Source organism: Arthrobacter sp. Leaf141, assembly GCF_001424565.1.
Taxonomy (GTDB): domain Bacteria; phylum Actinomycetota; class Actinomycetes; order Actinomycetales; family Micrococcaceae; genus Arthrobacter.
The window spans coordinates 108411-124981 of record NZ_LMOL01000016.1; the positions used below are offsets into that span (position 1 = coordinate 108411).

Sequence of the window (16571 nt, forward strand, 5' to 3'; positions counted from 1 at the left end):
GCGAAGGGAAGGGTGCTGCTGAAAGAACAGTAGCGCGGCCGGCCGGCTACAGCGCCTTTACCGCCCCCAACACCTTGGCCAGGGATTCCTTGGCGTCGCCGAACAGCAGCGAGGTTTGCGGCTCGTAGAGCAGCTCGTTTTCGATCCCTGCGAAGCCCGGCCGCATGGAGCGCTTGAGGAACACCACCTGCCGGGCCGCCGCCACCTCCAGGATGGGCATGCCGTAGATCGGCGACCCAGGGGAGGACTTGGCTGCCGGGTTCACCACGTCGTTGGCACCCACCACCAGGGCGACGTCGGCGGTTTTGAACTCTCCGTTGATTTCGCCCATCTCCTTCAGCGATTCATAGGGGACATTGGCCTCGGCCAGCAGGACGTTCATATGCCCGGGCATCCGGCCGGCCACGGGGTGGATCGCGAATTCCACGGTGATGCCCCTGGCCTCCAGCGCCTGCGCCAGTTCCGCGGCGGTGTGCTGGCCCTGCGCCACGGCGAGGCCGTACCCCGGCACGATGATCACGTGCTGTGCGTACCCCAGCAGCACCGCCACGTCCTCTGGGCTGGAGGACCTGACCGGACGTTCGCTCACAACGGTGGATCCCGCCGTCGAGCCTCCCCGGAAGGCGCCGAACAGGATGCCCGCCACGCTGCGGCCCATCGCCGCGGCCATGGCACGGGTCAGGATGGTGCCCGACGCGCCCACCAGCGTGCCGGCCACCACCAGGAGCACGTTGCCGAGCACCACACCGGACGCGGCGACGGCGAGGCCGGTGAACGCGTTCAGCAGGGAGATGACAATGGGCACGTCCGCGCCGCCCACGGGCAGCACCAGCAGGGTGCCCGCAGCCAGCCCGAGGACCAGCAGCGCTACCGCCAAGGCCGTTGATCCGGTGGCCATCACGACGGCGGCAGCAGCCACGGCGGCCACCAGCACCGCCGCCATCAGCACGGGCAGGCCCGGGAACAGGATGGGCCGGGTGGTGATCAGTTCCTGCAGCTTGGCGAACGTGACGGCGGACCCGGCGAAGGACACCGCTCCCACCAGGAGCGTAAACACGATGGCCAGCCGCAGCCAGGGGTCCGGGGCGTGGTCCAGCTCCAGGAAGGCCACCAGCGCGGCAGCACCGCCGCCCACCCCGTTGAACAGCGCCACCAGCTGCGGCATCTGGGTCATCTTCACCCGCCGGGCCACGGGCGCCGCCACGAGGGAACCCACCGCGATGGCGGCCAGGATCCAGGGGATGTTGGCCAGCCGGACGGACAGGAAAACGGTCACGACGGCGATCACGGCACCCAGCGCACCGATCAGGTTGCCGCGACGGGCCGACCTGGGCGAACTCAGGCCGCGGAGGGCAAGGATGAAGCACACCGAGGCGGCGAGGTACAGCAGGGAGGTCCAGGCCGGAGACAGGAGGATCACGGCTGCTCCCCCTTCCGGCCGGCCCGGGCAGGACCTTTCCGGCCGAACATGTGCAGCATCCGGTCGGTGACCACAAAACCGCCCACCAGGTTGGCGGTGGCCAGGACCACGGCCAGCAGGGCCAATGCCAGGAGCCAGGGCTCGGCGGCCTGGCCTGCCACGATGATGGCACCAACCAGGATGATCCCGTGGATGGCGTTGGCGCCGGACATCAGGGGCGTGTGCAGGGTGCTGGAGACCTTGGAGACCACCTCAAAGCCGACAAACACGGCAAGGACCGTAACAGTCAGCAGGCTCATTCCGTCCATCACCGCTCCCCTTCCTGTCCGTTGCCGGTTTCCTGCCGGGCCGTACCCAGCAGGTCCGCCGTGGGCTGGTGCCGCACGGCGCCGCCCGAGGTCAGGCACGCCCCCGCCACCACCTCGTCGCCGAAATCAGGGGCCAAGGCACCGTCCCGGACCAGCAGGGCCACCAGGTTGGCGACGTTTTTGGCATAGAGGCGGGAAGAGTCTGCCGCCATGGCCGACGCCGGGTCCTTGAGGCCCACCAGCTGCACGTGGCCGGACCCGTCAGCGGTGGGGACTGCGGTGTCCTGCCCCGCCACCACCCCTTCGACGTTTCCGCCGGAGTCGGCAGCCAGGTCCACCACCACGGAACCCGGCCGCATGCCCTGGACCATGTCCAGGGTCACCAGCAGCGGTGCGCGCCTGCCGGGGACGGCCGCCGTCGTGATCAGGACATCCGCATCCGCCACGTGGGGTGCCAGCAGCTGCCGCTGCCGGGTGCCGGCGTCGGAACTGAGCTGGCGGGCGTACCCGCCGGCGGCTTCCGCCGTTTCGAGGTCCAGCCTGATGAACGTGCCACCCAGCGATGCCACCTCGTCCGCTGAGGCAGGCCGGATGTCGTTGGCGAAAACGCGGGCGCCCAGGCGTTTGGCGGTGCCGATGGCCTGCAGCCCGGCCACTCCTGCGCCCAGCACCAGGACCCGAGCGGGCGGGACCGTTCCAGCGGCTGTCATATACAGGGGAAAAAACCGGGGCAGCCGGATCGCGGCTTCCAGGACGCAGCGGTAGCCGGCCACCAACGCCTGGGAGCTCAGCGCGTCCATGGACTGGGCCCGGGAGATGCGGGGCACCAGTTCCAGTGCGAAGCTGGTCACGCCGGCGTCCGCGAGCGCCCGGACGGTGGCCAGTTCCGAAGACGGCGAGGCAAAGCCCACGGTGATGGCCCCCGGCTTCAGGAGCCGGGCGGTGCCGGGATCCAGGGGCCTCACGTGGGCCAGGAGGTCCAGACCCGCCAGGTCGAGGTCCGGCACGATCCTGGCGCCGGCCTGTTCGTAGTCCCGGTCCGGGTGCCCCGCGGCCTCCCCGGCGCCGGCTTCCACCAGGACTTCGAGCCCCAGTCCGGTCAGCTGCCTGGCGGTTTCCGGCGTCCCGGCGACGCGGCGTTCGCCGTCCCGGCGTTCGCGCGGTATGCCCAGTTGCACCGCAGCCTCCCTCGCTCAGTGGTGCTGCGGCGGGCTGGCCAGGACCGGCCTGGCAGGCCGGGATCCGCGGCGGCGTCACTGCTGCACGTAGTTGGCTTGAGTCTAGGGCCAAGAAAGCCGCTGCGGGAGGCGTGCCGCCCCTGTGGCCTGCGGTTACTTTTGCGGGGCTACTTCCGGCGGGGCTGCTTTTCGCCTGCTTCCGGCTGCAGCCGGCCGCCGGCCAGCCGGAAGGAGTCCTGCAGCAGCTCTGCCAGCAGGGTGCCGTCCAGCCGTTCCAGCCGCACCAGGACCAGCTGCGGGGACCGGTCGTGGTGCGGCGTCCAGAAGAACGTGTCCGGGTCGGTGCCCGCCAGCGCTTCCCGCTCCGCCGTCTTGACGGTCAATACTCCGGGTTCCCAGAGCCGCGCCATCAGGGTCTTCGCGAACCAGGCAGGCTGGCCCCAGCTCAGCCGTTCGGTAATGCCGGGCAAGGCCAGTGCGGCCTTCCTGACGTGGTCTTCGGTCACCATTGACCGAGTCTGCCTGCTGGAGCGTCCGCCGCGCAAGGGCCCCCGGGCTACCCTCGGGCGGTGAGGTCCGCTGAAACCCGCCGCGCGGTGGCGGTGATTTCCTCCGCCACCGTGGCCAGGTAGGCGTCCGGATCCGGCCTGGCAGCGACGGACTGGGCCTGCAGCGAGACGTTGACGGCTGCCACCACTTTGGGCCCGTCAAGGACCGGCGCGGCCACGGACATCAGCCCGAGCTCCAGTTCCTGGTCCAGAACGCACCAGCCCTTGTCCCGGACGTCCGCCAGGACAGCCAGCAGCTCCGGGACCGTTCCCAGGGCGCGGGGGGTCAACGGGCTGATGTCGGCTGCAGCGAAGTATGCCTTGAGCTGGTCCGCCGGCAGGTGGGCCAGCAGCACCCGGCCCATGGACGTGGCGTAGGCCGGGAATCGGGTCCCCACCGTGATGCCGATGGTCATGATGCGCCGCGTGGACACCCGGGCCACGTAGGCGATGTCCGTCCCGTCCAGCACGGCCGCCGAGGTGGACTCCCCCAGCTTCAGGGACAGTTCCTCCAGGTGCGGCTGGGCCAGCTGCGGCAGGGACAGGCCGGACAGGTACGCGAAGCCCAGCTGCAGGACCTTGGCCGTGAGCGCAAAGGTTTTGCCGTCGGTCCGGATGTACCCCAGTTCCACCAGGGTGTGCAGGAACCGGCGCGCGGTGGCACGGGTCAGGTCGGTCCGCGCCGCCACCTCGGTGAGGGTCATCAGCGGGTGGTCGGGGCCGAACGCCCGGATCACCGCCAGCCCCCGCGCCAGCGACTGCACGTATTGGTCGCCGGCCTGCGGAGGAGGTGCTGCTGCGTCGGTCATGGTGTCCAATCCTATGCGTGCCGCCGGCGTGGTTTTCCGGTTCAAGGCACGGCGGCGGTGAGGGGGACGGGGACGAGTTCCTGGAGTTCGGCGAGGGTGCAGCCGAAGGTTTCGCGGACGGTGACGCCGTTGGGTCCGGTGAGGAACACGGCTTTGTCGGTGTACACCCGGGTCACGCAGCCCACACCTGTGAGCGGGTAGGTGCAGGCTTCCACGATTTTTGAGGCACCTTCGCGGGTCAGCAGGGTCATCATTACAAAGACGTCCTTGGCGCCGGTGGCGAGGTCCATCGCGCCGCCCACTGCGGGGATGGCACCGGGCGCCCCGGTGTGCCAGTTGGCGAGGTCGCCGGTGGCCGAGACCTGGAACGCGCCCAGGACGCAGATGTCCAGGTGGCCGCCGCGCATGATCGCGAACGAATCGGCGTGATGGAAGTAGGACGCCCCCGGGAGTTCGGTGACGGGAATTTTTCCGGCGTTGATGAGGTCGCCGTCGATCGCGTCGCCTTCCGCTGCCGGGCCCATGCCCAGCATTCCGTTCTCCGTGTGGAGGGTGATGTTCTGCTCAGCGGTGAGGTAGTTGGAGACCAGCGTGGGCTGGCCAATGCCGAGGTTCACAAAGGAACCCGGGGCGATGTCCCGGGCCACCAGCCGGGCCAGGTCGTCCCGGCCCAGCGGTTCCGGAGCTGACTGCAGGGCCGCCGGCTGGTTGGTTTCGCTGCTCATGTTCAGGCCACCTTCACGATGCTGTTGACGTAGATGCCGGGGGTGACGACGTTTTCGGGGTCCAGCCCGCCGGTGGGAACAATATCGGAGACCTGGACGATGGTGTGCTTCGCCGCCGCGGCCATGATGGGGCCGAAGTTCCGGGCGGTTTTGCGGTAGACCAGGTTCCCCCGGCCGTCCGCGGTGAGGGCCTTGATCAGGGCCACGTCCGCGTGCAGCGGGGTTTCGAAGACCTGGCCGCGGCCGTCGATGATCCGGGTTTCCTTGCCCTCGGCCAGCATGGTGCCGTACCCGGTGGGAGTAAAGAACCCGCCGATCCCGGCCCCGGCAGCCCGGATCCGCTCCGCAAGGTTGCCTTGCGGGACCAGTTCCAGCTCGATTTCGCCGGCCTTGTACTTGGCATCGAAGTGCCAGGAGTCGGACTGCCGCGGGAAGGAGCAGATCATTTTCCGCACCCGGCCTTTCCGGATCAGCAGGGCCAGGCCCTGATCGCCCTGGCCCGCGTTGTTGTTAACTACCGTCAGGTCCGTGGCGCCGCAGTCCATCAGGGCGTCGATGAGTTCGAACGGCTGCCCGGCGTTGCCGAACCCGCCGATCATCACGGTGGACCCGTCCTTGATGCCGGCCACGGCATCCTGGACGGTGTCTACGAAGTTCAGCATTGCCTTACGCCTTTCCAGCGGTAACGTTTTCGAGGACCACGGCCAGGCCCTGGCCCACGCCGATGCAGATCGCAGCCACACCCCACCGCTGCCCGGAAGCCTGCAGCGACCGGGCGAGCGTGCCCAGGATCCGGGTGCCGGAGGCCCCCAGCGGGTGGCCCATCGCGATCGCGCCGCCGTGCCGGTTCACAATCGACGGGTCGATGTCCCAGGCGTTGATGCAGGCCAGGGACTGCGCGGCAAACGCTTCGTTAAGTTCGACGGCGCCCACCTGGTCCCAGCCGATGCCCGCCTTCGCGAGGGCCTTGTTCGCCGCCTCCACCGGGGCGTAACCGAAGAACTGGGGATCGTTCCCGTGCGCGCCACGGCCCGCGATCCGGGCCAGCGGCTCCAACCCCAGCAGCCCGGCGGCAGCGTCGGAGCCGATCCAGGCCGCGGAAGCACCGTCGGACAACGGGGAGGCGTTCCCCGCCGTCACCGTCCCGTTCCCAGACCGGAACACCGTCTTCAGGCCCGCAAGCTTCGCCGCCGAAGAACCGGCCCGGATGCCTTCATCCCGGACCAGGTCCGTGCCCGGCACCGGGGTGACGAGGTTGTCGTAGAACCCCTCGTCCCAGGCGGTGGCCGCCAGGTTGTGCGAGTCCGCGGCGAATTCGTCCTGCTGTTCCCGGGTCACACCGTACTTCTCGCGGAGCCGTTCGGTGGCCTCGCCCAGCGAGATGGTCCACTCCTTCGGCATGGCCTTGTTCACCAGGCGCCAGCCAAGGGTGGTGGAGGCCAGCGTCATGTCCCCGGCCGGGTACGGCTTCTCCGTCTTGGGCAGCACCCAGGGCGCGCGGGACATGGATTCCGCGCCGCCCACCAGCATCAACTCGGCGTCCCCGGCATTGATCTGCCGCGAGGCGATGATCGCCGCGTCCAGCGAGGACCCGCACAACCGGTTGACCGAAGTACCCGGAATCGAGACCGGCAACCCCGCCAGCAACGTGCCCATCCGGGCAATGTTGCGGTTCTCCTCACCGGCGCCGTTGGCGTTGCCAAACACCACCTCATCGATCCGCTCCGGATCAAGCCCGGGGGCCCGCTGCACGGACTCCCGGATCACATGCGCAGCCAGGTCATCAGGACGCACAGACGCCAAACCTGAGCCGAACTTACCGAAAGGGGTGCGTACGGCGTCGTACACAAATGCCTGCTTCACGATGCTCCTCGAAAGATTCTGCGGGTGGTTTCCCAACTAGCTCGCAGTTGTTGTCGTTATGAGGGCTCAAAACGACAACAACTGCGAGTTAGTTGGGAAGGGGGTTAGTTGGGTGGGGTGGGCGCAGCGGGGTCCATGGCCGTTTTGTCCATGTCGCGGAACACCTGCTGCGCCGTCTTGAAGGCGGTGTTTGCGGCGGGGACGCCGCAGTAAATGGCGGTTTGAAGCAGGATTTCCTTGATCTCGTCCCTGCTCAGGCCGTTGGTGAGGGCCGCGCGGATGTGCATGGCCAGCTCCTCCCAATGCCCGTGCGCCACCATCGCCGTGATGGTGACGGCGGAGCGCATCTGCCGGGACAGCCCCGGCCGGGTCCAGATCCCACCCCACGCGATCCGCGTGATCATGTCCTGGAAATCTTCGGTGAAACCGTCCTTGGCGGCGTTGGCGCGGTCCACATGGGCCGCGCCCAGCACCTCGCGCCGCACGGCCATGCCGCCGTCGTAAATTTCCTGGCTGGTGGCGTCCGGCTGCACCACGCCGGAGCGCTCCGGGCCCGCTGCGCCGCTCACTGGGCGCCGCCGCGGGATTCGGACCAGGTGATGAGGTTCCGCAGCAGCTCGGCGACGTGCCCCGGCGCCTCGGCGGGTGCCAGATGGCCCACGCCGCCCAGCGTCAGCGCACTGGCCGTTCCACCGCCGGCCGTGATGCCGGCCGCCACGTCTTCGGCGAACGACGGCGGCGCAACAGTATCCTCGGCACCCGCAACCGCCTGCGTGGGAACCGTGATGCTGCCCAGGTCCGCGCGGACGTCAAACGCGGCAAGGGCCTCGCAGCAGAAGGCGTAACTGAAGCGATCGGCGTCGCGCAGGGCGTGCAGGAGCCTGCTGCTGAGCTCAGGCTGGCGGTCCATAAAGCCCGGGGCGAACCACCGCTCCGCGGAGCCTTGGATCATCACGGGTGTGCCCTGGCTGCGGACCGTGGCGGCGCGTTCCAGCCAGCCTTCCGGCGTGCCGAGTTTGGCGCCGCTGCACTGGACGGAAAGGCTTTTGAGCCGGCTGGCGTGCTTGATGCCGAGCTGCAGGCCCGTTGCTCCGCCCAGCGAGACGCCGGCGTAGTGGAAATCCTGGCCGGGGGCAATGGAATCGACCAGGCCCACCACGGCGTCCGCCAGCTCCGCCACGCTGAATGGTTCGGCGGCGGCGGGCGAGACCCCGTGCCCGGGGAGGTCCCAGGCCACCACATCCACGGTGGGTCCCAGCAGGGCGGCGGCGTCCGTCCACAGGACAGAGGACGTTCCCAGGGAGGAGCCCACCACCAGCAGCGGGTGCTCACCGAGGGGGCGCTGCGGAGAGAGCAGCACGGCTTTCAGGGTTGGTTCAGCCACGGGGGGCTCCAATCGCGTCGGGGTGGGGACGGTCTGTGCCGGCGAAATCCGGGTAGGCCGCCAGGATACGGTGGGCGATCCCGGCGGACTCGCCCAGGTAGCCGGCCGGATCCAGGAGCTCGGCCAGCCGGGAGTCCGGGAGGACGTCCTCGGGGACGGTTTCGCGCAGGTACCGGCGGTAGGCGGCAGCCTGGTCCGCCGCGGGAACCTGGAGGGTCCTGTCCACCACCGCCTGGAGCTGCTGTTTGCCGCCCAGGCCGTCCCGGTCCGCCAGCAGCGGCGCCACGGCAGCAGCCACGCCTTCGGCCAGGAGCAGGGGCCCGGCGAGGTCGAGGTTGCGGCGCATGGCGGCCGGGAAGACCTGGAGTCCTCCGGTGAGTTCCTGCAGCTGGCCAACGGCGCCGAGGGCCAGCGCCAGCAGCTGCCGGAGCGCAGGCCATTCCGCGTGCCACGCGCCGTCGGGGCGTTCGTCGTTGAAATTGGCAGCGGCGAGATGGAGCTGGGCCGCCGGCTGCGGGGCCTGAAGGGCGGCGCTGCGCACCAGCACGGACAGGACGGGATTCTGCTTCTGCGGCATGGCCGAGGAAACGCCGCGGCCGGCGGCGCGGGGTTCGGCCACCTCCGCCACCTCGGGCCGGCTGAGGAACAGGACGTCCGCGGCGGTCTTGCCTGCGGCATCAAGCACCGCGGCCAGGGCGTTGCCCAGGGAGGTGACCGGCAGGCGGTTGGTGGGCCAGGGCGCGGCAGCCGGGGCCAGGCCCAGGTGCGCGGCGAGACTGTCCGCCAGGTTGAAGGGGGTGGCAGCGGAGTTGGCTGTCAACGCGGAACCGGCCGCGAGGGTACCCGCGGCACCGCCGAACTGGACGGGGAAGCCAAGGCCCGCGAGCTGCCGTCCCGCGGCGGCGAGACCGTGGAACCACTGTGCGGCCCGCAGCCCGAAGGTATAGGGCAGGGAGTGCTGCGTCAGGCTCCGGCCCACGCAGAGGGTGGTCGAATGCGCTGCCGACAGGTCCGCGAGGGCCGCTGTGGCCCGGCCCAGGTCAGCCAGCACGGCGCCGACGGCGTTGCGCGCCACCAGCATCAGGGCGGTATCCAACACGTCCTGGCTGGTGAGCGAGGCGTGCACGGCTGCCGCAGCGCCGACGCCATGGGTGTCCAGCGCTGTGACCTGGCGGCGGAGGTCCGCCAGCAGGGGGATGACGGGGTTGGCGCCGCCCTGGGCGCGCACCGCGATGTCCGCCACGTCGTAGCGTCCGGGTTCCGCTGCGGCAGCCACAACGGCGGACGAACCGGCGGGTGCCAGTCCCGCCTCTTCCAGGACCGCAGCCCAGCCGGCTTCGACGTCGAGGATCGCAGCGAGCACCGCCCGGTCCCCCGTCAGCGCCGCCACGGACGGCGCGGCGGAGACGGGGCTGAGCAGGCCTGCGTCGGCATCCAGGCTCACTGGAAGTCCAGGAAGACTGTCTCGTTGGCGCCCTGGAAGTGGATGTCCCAGGTGAGACCGCCGTCCGGGTCGCGGCGGGCGATCAGGGTGTCGCGGCGTTCCGGGTCAAGCGAGGCCAGCAGCGGATCGTTGGCCAGAGCGGCGGTGTCCTCCGGAAGGTAGATCCTGGTGAACAGCCGGTTGGTCAGGCCGCGGGCGAAGATGGCCACGGAGATGAAGGGCGCGGCACCGGGTTCGGTGGGGCCCGGGTTCACGGTGGTGAAGGTGAAGACGCCCGAGTAGCCCACGGAGCCGCGGCCCCAGCCGGTGAAGGTGTAGCCGTCACGCACCAGCGAACCGGTCTTCTGCACGATCCGGCCTTCGGCATCCGGCTGCCAGATTTCCAGGATGGCGTCAGGTACGGTCTCGCCGGCGCCGTCGTACACGGTGCCCTGGAGCCGGATGGAACCGGCGGAGCCGGGGGCGAGGAGTTCGTTGTCCTTCTCAAAGGGCAGGGCGTAGCCGTAGAACGGGCCCACGGTCTGGCCCGGGGTGGGGACCAGCGGGGTGGTGTGGTTGCTCATGAGTGTTATTCCTCGTCGCCTTCTGCGCCCAGCGCCTCGTTTTCGGTCCAGGTCCGCTTGGGTCCGGTCAGCACGATGTCCCAGTTGTAGCCCAGCGCCCATTCGGGCTCGGTGAGGCTGTGGTCGTAGCTGGCCACCAGCCGGTCCCGGGCGTCCTGGTCCACGATGGTCTGGTAGATGGGGTCCAGTGGGAAGAGCTGGTCGCCGGGGAAGTACATCTGGGTGATGATGCGCTGGGTGAACTCCGTGCCGAACATGGAGAAGTGGATGTGCGCCGGCCGCCAGGCGTTCAGGTGATTTTTCCACGGGTAGGCGCCGGGTTTGATGGTAGTGAAGCGGTAGGAGCCGTCCGGGCCGGTGATGCATCGGCCGATGCCCGTGAAGTTGGGGTCCAGCGGGGCCGGGTGCTGGTCGCGCTTGTGGATGTAGCGGCCGGAGGCGTTGGCCTGCCAGATTTCCACCAGCTGGCCGGCCACGGGCCGGCCGTCGCCGTCCAGGACCTTGCCGGCAACAATGATCCGCTCGCCCTGGGGCTCGCCGTTGTGCTGGATGGTCAGGTCGGCTTCCAGCGCGTGCACGTCCTGGTGGCCGAAGGCCGGGGAGTACAGCTCGATGGTTTCCGGGTCCGCGTGGTGCAGGCTCTTGGTGGGGTGGCGCAGGATGCTGCTGCGGTACGGCGGGTAATCCAGCCGGGGCTGCGTCTCTGCGGGGGCCCCGTCCTTGAGCGCCTGCGCGTAGGCGCCGGCCAGGCCGTTGATCTCGGCGCTGAGATCCTGCTGGGTCTCCACGGCGCGGTCCGCCATGGTGTGTCCTGCCTTGGGTTCGGCAGCCGGGACAAGTTCGTCCGTTTCGGTGGTGGTGTGCGGCACGGCTGGCTCCTTTCTGGGTTGCGGATGGGGTGGTACGGGATGGGTGGGGACGGTCAGCTGCGGTGCAGGTGGTCGTACTGGACGGCATGCCGGACCGGGGCGTTGGGCGCCCCGTAACCGTCGTAGCCGCCGCGCCGTTCCACCATTTCGAAGAAGACGCTGCCAACGGTGGCCGTGTAGAAGTGCAGGAATTCGCCGTCGGCGTCCCGGTCGTAGAGCAGGTTCAGGTCCTGGAGGGTGGCCAGGAAGTCCGGGTGCAGGCCGAACCGGGCGCCGAGGTCCTCGTAATAGTTGGCCGGGATCTGCAGGAATTCCAGCCCCCTGCCGCGGGCGGCACGGGCGGTGCCCACCAGGTCGTCCACCGCGAAGGCGATGTGTTCCTGGTACGTGGTCCGGGCCCCGCCGCCTTCCTGCTGGATGAGGGGGGCCAGGTTCAGGACCAGGCGCACTGACCGGTCGGCGCTGAGCATGACCTGCGAGCGGACCAGTCCGGTGGGGCTGGGCACCTCGGCGAAGGGCTGCGGCTGCAGGGCCAGGGCGCTGGTATAGAAGAGGACAGCTTCATCGAAGTGCTGCCAGGGCTGGGCGAGGTTGATGTGGTCGATCACGGCCGTGCTGCCGCCGGCCGGAACGTCCAGGCCTTCGCCGAATTCGCTGGTCCAGGCCGCTGTGCGGTCCGCACTGCCCTGGCAAAGGAACACCTCGGTGGAATCCGGCGCGGCGAAGCCCTGGAAGACCTCCTCGTTGGCCTGGCTCTTGCGGGGGACCGCGGGGGCCTTAAGCTGCTGGGCGCGGGCGGCGGCAATGACGGGGGAATCGACGTCGAACCCCAGGGCAGCAATGGCCGGTGCACTGCCTGCGGCCAGGTCCGGGGCTGCCTCGTTGATGACAACCCGCGCAGCACCCATGCTCCAGAGCTGCACGTCCTTGGTCCGGTGCCGGCCGTCGAAGCCGAAGCCCAACTGGCCCAGGACCGTCTCCAGTCCTGTGGTGTCAGCGGCGCGGACCTCGGCAAAGTTCCAGCCGGCGGGTTCGGCCACCTGCGGAAGGGTTGCCAGTTCCATGGGATAACGACGCCGGGGCACGGCCGGGGTGCCGGCGTTGGCATCGAGCCACTTGGCGCCCTGCTCCTCGAGCCAGATGAGCGAGCGCATGCCGTCAACGGCGGTGCGTTCCACATCCGACTGGCGGAAGACGTCGTTGAAGATCTCCAGCGATACCGGGCCGGCGTACCCGGCACGGACCACGTGGCCCATGAACTTGGCCAGTTCGAACTGGCCTTCGCCCGGGAAGACCCGGTAGTGCCGGCTCCAGGACAGCACGTCCATGGCCAGCTTCGGGGCGTCGGCCACCTGAACAAAGAAGATTTTGGCAGGGTCCAGCGCCTCGATCGGGGCCGTGTCCCAGTTGCGGGACAGGATATGGAAGGAGTCCAGGCAGGTGCCCAGGTTGGGGTGGTCCACTGCCGTGACCAGCCGGTGCGCGTGTTCGTAGTCGCTGACGAACTTTCCCCAGGCCAGCGCCTCATACGCCACTTTGACGCCGTGGTCGCCGGCGAGCGCGGCCAGTTGGCCCAGCTGCTCAACCCGCAGGTCGTCGCTGTCGACGCTCGCCGTGGCCACGTTGGAGCAGACCAGGATGGTGTCCATGCCAAGCCGGGACATCAGCCTGAATTTAGCGTCCGCCCGGCGCAGGTTGGCGGCCAGCAGGTCCCCGGGGACACTGTCGAAGTCGCGGAACGGCTGATACAGGTCAAGGGTCAGGCCCAGGTCTGCGGCCATTTTCCGGATGTCCTCCGGCGGCAGCGGCGAGGTGACCAGGTCCTGTTCGAAGATTTCGATGCCGTCGAAGCCCGCGATGGCGCAGGCCTGCATCTTTTCCTTCAGGGTGCCGGAGAGGCACACGGTGGCAATTCCGGTGCGCATCAGGCAGCCACCTCCTCGGCGGCGACGAGCTGCAGGAAATGGCTGCGCATCCGGTCCGCATCCGGTTCCAGGCCCGTGAAGATGCGGAAGGCGTCAGCCGCCTGGCCCACAGCCATCCGGCCGCCGTCCAGCACGGTGCAGCCCTTGGCGCGGGCGTCCCGGACCAGCTCGGTGTCGATGGGCCGGTAGACGATGTCCGCCACCCAGTGCCGGGATTCCACCAATTCCAGGTCCAGCGGTGCGCCGGGGTGGGCCGCCATGCCCACGGGCGTGCAGTGCACCAGCCCGTCGGCGGCAGGCATCAGCTGCGGCAGCTCCGCCGTCGTCCGGCCCGTGATGGTGCTGTCCGGGAAAAAGCCGGCCAGTTCCGCGGCGCGCTGGGCCGCGCGTTCCGGGTCGACGTCCACGAGGTCCAGGGTGCGGACGCCGGCGCTGAGCAGGGCGTATGCGACGGCGGAACCGGCACCGCCGGCGCCCAGCTGGACCACGTGTTCCAGGGCAGCGCCGGGGAGGCCCGCGGCCAGGGCGGCGGCGAAGCCGGACCAGTCGGTGTTGTGTCCCACGAACCGACCGTCACGGATGACTACGGTGTTGACAGCGCCCAGGCGACGGGCATCGGGTGAGATCTCGTCCAGGTGCGCCAGGACCAGCTGCTTGCAGGGGTGGGTGATGTTCAGGCCGTTGAAGCCGAGGCTGCGGGCGCTCCGGAGCAGGCTGCCCACTGCTTCGCCGGCCAGGCCGAGTTCCAGGAGGTCGATGGGCCGGTAGAGGTAGCGGAGGCCCAGCAGATCGGCCTCGTGTTCGTGCATGGGCGGGGTGAGGGATGGCGTAACGCCATCGCCGACCAGTCCCACCAGGTAGGACTCGGTTCGAGAACTCATCCGTGCAGCTCCTTTGGTAACGGCACCCGGTGCGCGGGCCGCTCAGCGGCCGGGACAGGGGGTGTAGGGATGACAGTACAGCATTTGTTCATTAGTCGCACTACTGTTCGAGATGCGAACTTTTAACCGGGGGTCAGCGCTGCGGAAGCCGGTCCGCGAGCTCCGCCGCGGCTTCCAGCAGCACCGGCAGGTGCGCCTCGAGCCCTTCGACGGTGAGCCTGAAAACGGGAGCTGCGGTGGCAAGGGATGCGAAGGCGTATCCCTGGGCGTTCAGCACTGGCACAGCCAGGGCCCGCATGCCGGTCTCGTTTTCCTCGTCCATCACGGCGTAGCCCCGGCGCCGGACCGCCTCGATCTCCGCCCGGAACGCGTCCCGGTCCACGATGGTCCGGTCCGTCAGCCGCTCCAGGGGAAGCTCGGCCAGCAGGTGCTCCCGTTCAGCATCCTCGGCAAATGCCACCAGCACCTTGCCGACGGCGGTCGCGGACAGGGAGCCCAGGTGGCCGGGGTCACTGGTGACCCGGAACGTCTGCGGGCCATCCACTTTGTTGACAGTGAGGTGGTGAATGCCGTCGCGGACGCTGAGGATGGTGGCTTCAGCCGTCCGGCCCGTCACCCGGCGCAGGATGGGCAGGGCGGTCCCGGCAAAGCCGTGGTGGTTGGATACCCGCTGCCCCAGCTGGAAGACCCGCAGGCCCAAGTGGTAGCGGCGGCCATCCGGCTCATAATCCACAAAGCCATCGCGGGTCAGTGACCCCAGGAGCCGGTAGGTGGTGCTGAAGGGAAGTCCGGCCCGGCGCGAGATGTCCGCAGCACTGGCCCCGCGGGGCTCATCGCCCAGCAGGACCAGGAGCCCCAGGGCCTTGCCCACCATGTCCGTGCCGCCCGGAACCCGGGCGCCGGCAGCCCCGGCGGGCTGGCCATCAGTGTCATCGCCGGCCAGCGGCTGGGCAGTTGTGGTTTGGTTCACACTCATAGGTCGATGTTGCCACAATGTGAGAGCTATTTCCAGAGTGTGATTATTTTTCTTGACAGGTAACGCAGCTCACAGCCATCATTGCTGTATCGCACCAGTAGCTCCCACCATGCGGCTACCACCTCCGGGATTTTCGGATTCCGGCCAGCACCTCGACGCGCCCGCACCAAGGCAGCGGCAAAATGCTTTTCACTTTTCCCCGACACTGTCGTCACACAAAGGAACGCCATGAGCCAGACACGCCCGTCCGCCGGAGAGGACACTGCCACCGCGCAGGGGACGCCCAAGAAGGCGGCCCTCGCCAGCTTCCTGGGCAGCGCCGTCGAATATTATGACTTCTTCATCTTCGGCTCCGCCGCCGCCCTGATCTTCCCCACCGTCTTTTTCCCGAGCGCGGACGCCAACGCCGCCATTATGTCGTTTGCCACCTTCGGCTTTGCCTACGTGGCCCGGCCCGTGGGCGCCGTCATCCTGGGCCACTTCGGGGACCGGGTGGGACGGCAGAAGGTCCTGATGTTCACCCTGGTCCTGATGGGGGCCTCGACGTTTGTGATCGGCTGCCTGCCGGACTTCAATACCGTGGGCTGGTGGGCGCCGGCACTGCTGGTGCTGGCCCGCCTCTGCCAGGGCCTGTCGGCCGCCGGCGAGCAGGCCGGAGCCTCGTCCATGACCCTGGAACACGCCCCGGACAACCGCAGGTCCTTCTTCACGTCCTGGACCCTCACCGGCACCCAGGGCGGCCAGATCCTGGCGGCACTCGTCTTTATCCCCGTCCTTGCACTCCCGGATGAGATCAAATTCGGCATCGGCTGGCGGATCCCGTTCTGGCTCAGCGCCATTGTGGTGCTGGTGGCCTTCTTCATCCGCCGCACCCTGCACGAACCGCCGGCCTTCGCCGAGGCGCAGAAGACGGCCCAGATCTCGAAGCTCCCGGTGGCCGACCTGCTCAGGGGCCACTGGCGCGATGTGCTCCGCGTGGTGTGCTGCGCGTTCATCGCAGCCGTCTCCACCGTGTTCGGCACCCTGGCCATCAGCTACGCCAAGACCGTTGCCGGAGTTGACGGCACCACCACGCTTTGGCTGGTGGTGGGCGCCAACTTCGTGGCCCTGGGAACGCAGCCCCTGTTCGGCCTGCTGGCGGACCGGATCGGCCGCAAGCCCGTCTTTATCTACGGTGCAGTGGCCAGCGCCATCCTCACCCCGGTGTTCCTGCTCAGCCTCGAATCCGGAAGCGTCCCGCTGATGTTCCTCGCCGCCATCGGCTTCTTCTCCTTCGGATACGCGGCCTCCAACGCCGTGTGGCCCTCCTTCTACGCCGAGATGTTCAGCACCAAGGTCCGGTTCTCCGGCCTGGCCATCGGCACGCAGCTGGGCTTCCTGATGGCTGGCTTCGCTCCGGCGATAGTGGCGGCCATGGGCGGCATCAAGCCCGGCGGCTGGGTCCAGATCAGCATCTTCACCGCCGTGATCTGCGGTATCGCAGCGATTTCGGCCCTCACCGCAAAGGAGTCCTTCCGGACCCCCACCCGGCAGCTCGGCCTGAAATAGCCGTCCCACCGAACCGCCGCGGCTGCCCGTGGAGCCACCCTTGCATGGGGCGGATCCGCGGGCAGCGCCGGTTAGCGGGCCAGGACATGGATTCCCTAAAAGACAACAGGTGAGGCTAACCTAAGAAGTC

At 68.9% G+C, this 16571-nt stretch carries 17 protein-coding genes; 1 reads left to right on the forward strand and 16 read right to left on the reverse strand.

Annotated elements, in window-relative coordinates; genetic code table 11:
• Positions 1 to 46: 46 nt before the first annotated feature.
• The 16 genes from ASF72_RS12275 to ASF72_RS12350 form a co-directional block, all read right to left on the reverse strand.
• Complete coding sequence (locus ASF72_RS12275; protein WP_056599229.1) at positions 47 to 1420, reverse strand: NAD(P)(+) transhydrogenase (Re/Si-specific) subunit beta; 1374 nt, start codon at positions 1418 to 1420, stop codon at positions 47 to 49.
• On the reverse strand, positions 1417 to 1728 hold the full coding sequence (locus ASF72_RS12280) for an NAD(P) transhydrogenase subunit alpha (RefSeq protein WP_050683628.1): 312 nt from the start codon (positions 1726 to 1728) through the stop codon (positions 1417 to 1419). The genes ASF72_RS12275 and ASF72_RS12280 overlap by 4 nt, the downstream gene beginning before the upstream one ends.
• The gene (locus tag ASF72_RS12285; protein ID WP_056599232.1) at positions 1728 to 2906 is read right to left on the reverse strand and encodes a Re/Si-specific NAD(P)(+) transhydrogenase subunit alpha; all 1179 of its coding nucleotides are present in this window, start codon (positions 2904 to 2906) and stop codon (positions 1728 to 1730) included. Before ASF72_RS12285 ends, ASF72_RS12280 begins: the two co-directional genes overlap by 1 nt.
• Before the next feature lie 167 nt (positions 2907 to 3073).
• Complete coding sequence (locus ASF72_RS12290; RefSeq protein WP_056599235.1) at positions 3074 to 3415, reverse strand: MmcQ/YjbR family DNA-binding protein; 342 nt, start codon at positions 3413 to 3415, stop codon at positions 3074 to 3076.
• 47 nt (positions 3416 to 3462) lie between these two features.
• Positions 3463 to 4263 carry an IclR family transcriptional regulator domain-containing protein gene (locus ASF72_RS12295; protein ID WP_050687547.1) on the reverse strand — a complete coding sequence of 267 codons (801 nt, stop codon included), beginning with the start codon at positions 4261 to 4263 and terminating at the stop codon, positions 3463 to 3465.
• 41 nt (positions 4264 to 4304) lie between these two features.
• The gene (locus ASF72_RS12300) at positions 4305 to 4988 is read right to left on the reverse strand and encodes a 3-oxoacid CoA-transferase subunit B (RefSeq protein ID WP_056599237.1); all 684 of its coding nucleotides are present in this window, start codon (positions 4986 to 4988) and stop codon (positions 4305 to 4307) included.
• Between the two features lie 2 nt (positions 4989 to 4990).
• Positions 4991 to 5650: a 3-oxoacid CoA-transferase subunit A gene (locus ASF72_RS12305; RefSeq protein WP_056599240.1), complete on the reverse strand. Its 660-nt coding sequence runs from the start codon at positions 5648 to 5650 to the stop codon at positions 4991 to 4993.
• Positions 5651 to 5654: 4 nt separating this feature from the next.
• Positions 5655 to 6851, reverse strand: coding sequence for a thiolase family protein (locus ASF72_RS12310; RefSeq protein ID WP_056599244.1), 1197 nt, complete (start codon positions 6849 to 6851; stop codon positions 5655 to 5657).
• 104 nt (positions 6852 to 6955) lie between these two features.
• The gene (pcaC, locus tag ASF72_RS12315; protein ID WP_056599248.1) at positions 6956 to 7420 is read right to left on the reverse strand and encodes a 4-carboxymuconolactone decarboxylase; all 465 of its coding nucleotides are present in this window, start codon (positions 7418 to 7420) and stop codon (positions 6956 to 6958) included.
• Positions 7417 to 8235: an alpha/beta fold hydrolase gene (locus ASF72_RS12320; protein ID WP_050687552.1), complete on the reverse strand. Its 819-nt coding sequence runs from the start codon at positions 8233 to 8235 to the stop codon at positions 7417 to 7419. Before ASF72_RS12320 ends, pcaC begins: the two co-directional genes overlap by 4 nt.
• Positions 8228 to 9679, reverse strand: coding sequence for a lyase family protein (locus tag ASF72_RS12325; protein ID WP_235504720.1), 1452 nt, complete (start codon positions 9677 to 9679; stop codon positions 8228 to 8230). Before ASF72_RS12325 ends, ASF72_RS12320 begins: the two co-directional genes overlap by 8 nt.
• The gene (gene pcaG, locus ASF72_RS12330) at positions 9676 to 10242 is read right to left on the reverse strand and encodes a protocatechuate 3,4-dioxygenase subunit alpha (RefSeq protein WP_056599251.1); all 567 of its coding nucleotides are present in this window, start codon (positions 10240 to 10242) and stop codon (positions 9676 to 9678) included. Before pcaG ends, ASF72_RS12325 begins: the two co-directional genes overlap by 4 nt.
• 5 nt (positions 10243 to 10247) lie before the next feature.
• Positions 10248 to 11111, reverse strand: coding sequence for a protocatechuate 3,4-dioxygenase subunit beta (gene pcaH, locus ASF72_RS12335; RefSeq protein WP_056599254.1), 864 nt, complete (start codon positions 11109 to 11111; stop codon positions 10248 to 10250).
• 53 nt (positions 11112 to 11164) lie between these two features.
• Positions 11165 to 13036, reverse strand: coding sequence for a bifunctional sugar phosphate isomerase/epimerase/4-hydroxyphenylpyruvate dioxygenase family protein (locus ASF72_RS12340; protein ID WP_056599257.1), 1872 nt, complete (start codon positions 13034 to 13036; stop codon positions 11165 to 11167).
• The gene (locus ASF72_RS12345; protein WP_056599258.1) at positions 13036 to 13917 is read right to left on the reverse strand and encodes a shikimate dehydrogenase; all 882 of its coding nucleotides are present in this window, start codon (positions 13915 to 13917) and stop codon (positions 13036 to 13038) included. Before ASF72_RS12345 ends, ASF72_RS12340 begins: the two co-directional genes overlap by 1 nt.
• 133 nt (positions 13918 to 14050) lie before the next feature.
• Positions 14051 to 14893, reverse strand: a complete 843-nt coding sequence (locus ASF72_RS12350) for an IclR family transcriptional regulator (protein WP_082484236.1) — start codon at positions 14891 to 14893, stop codon at positions 14051 to 14053.
• A 228-nt stretch (positions 14894 to 15121) separates the two neighbouring features.
• Here ASF72_RS12350 and ASF72_RS12355 point away from each other — a divergent pair, with 228 nt between their 5' ends.
• Positions 15122 to 16441 (forward strand): MFS transporter, encoded by a 1320-nt coding sequence (locus ASF72_RS12355; RefSeq protein ID WP_050683827.1) that lies wholly within the window; start codon positions 15122 to 15124, stop codon positions 16439 to 16441.
• Positions 16442 to 16571 lie beyond the last annotated feature (130 nt).

Coding starts and splice junctions, on each gene's coding strand:
- ASF72_RS12280 (WP_050683628.1), bottom strand. CDS start 1,728: ATGGACGGAATGAGCCTGCTGACTGTTACGGTCCTTGCCGTGTTTGTC.
- ASF72_RS12290 (WP_056599235.1), bottom strand. CDS start 3,415: ATGGTGACCGAAGACCACGTCAGGAAGGCCGCACTGGCCTTGCCCGGC.
- ASF72_RS12295 (WP_050687547.1), bottom strand. CDS start 4,263: ATGACCGACGCAGCAGCACCTCCTCCGCAGGCCGGCGACCAATACGTG.
- ASF72_RS12300 (WP_056599237.1), bottom strand. CDS start 4,988: ATGAGCAGCGAAACCAACCAGCCGGCGGCCCTGCAGTCAGCTCCGGAA.
- ASF72_RS12305 (WP_056599240.1), bottom strand. CDS start 5,650: ATGCTGAACTTCGTAGACACCGTCCAGGATGCCGTGGCCGGCATCAAG.
- pcaG (WP_056599251.1), bottom strand. CDS start 10,242: ATGAGCAACCACACCACCCCGCTGGTCCCCACCCCGGGCCAGACCGTG.
- ASF72_RS12340 (WP_056599257.1), bottom strand. CDS start 13,036: ATGCGCACCGGAATTGCCACCGTGTGCCTCTCCGGCACCCTGAAGGAA.
- ASF72_RS12345 (WP_056599258.1), bottom strand. CDS start 13,917: ATGAGTTCTCGAACCGAGTCCTACCTGGTGGGACTGGTCGGCGATGGC.
- ASF72_RS12350 (WP_082484236.1), bottom strand. CDS start 14,893: ATGAGTGTGAACCAAACCACAACTGCCCAGCCGCTGGCCGGCGATGAC.
- ASF72_RS12355 (WP_050683827.1), top strand. CDS start 15,122: ATGAGCCAGACACGCCCGTCCGCCGGAGAGGACACTGCCACCGCGCAG.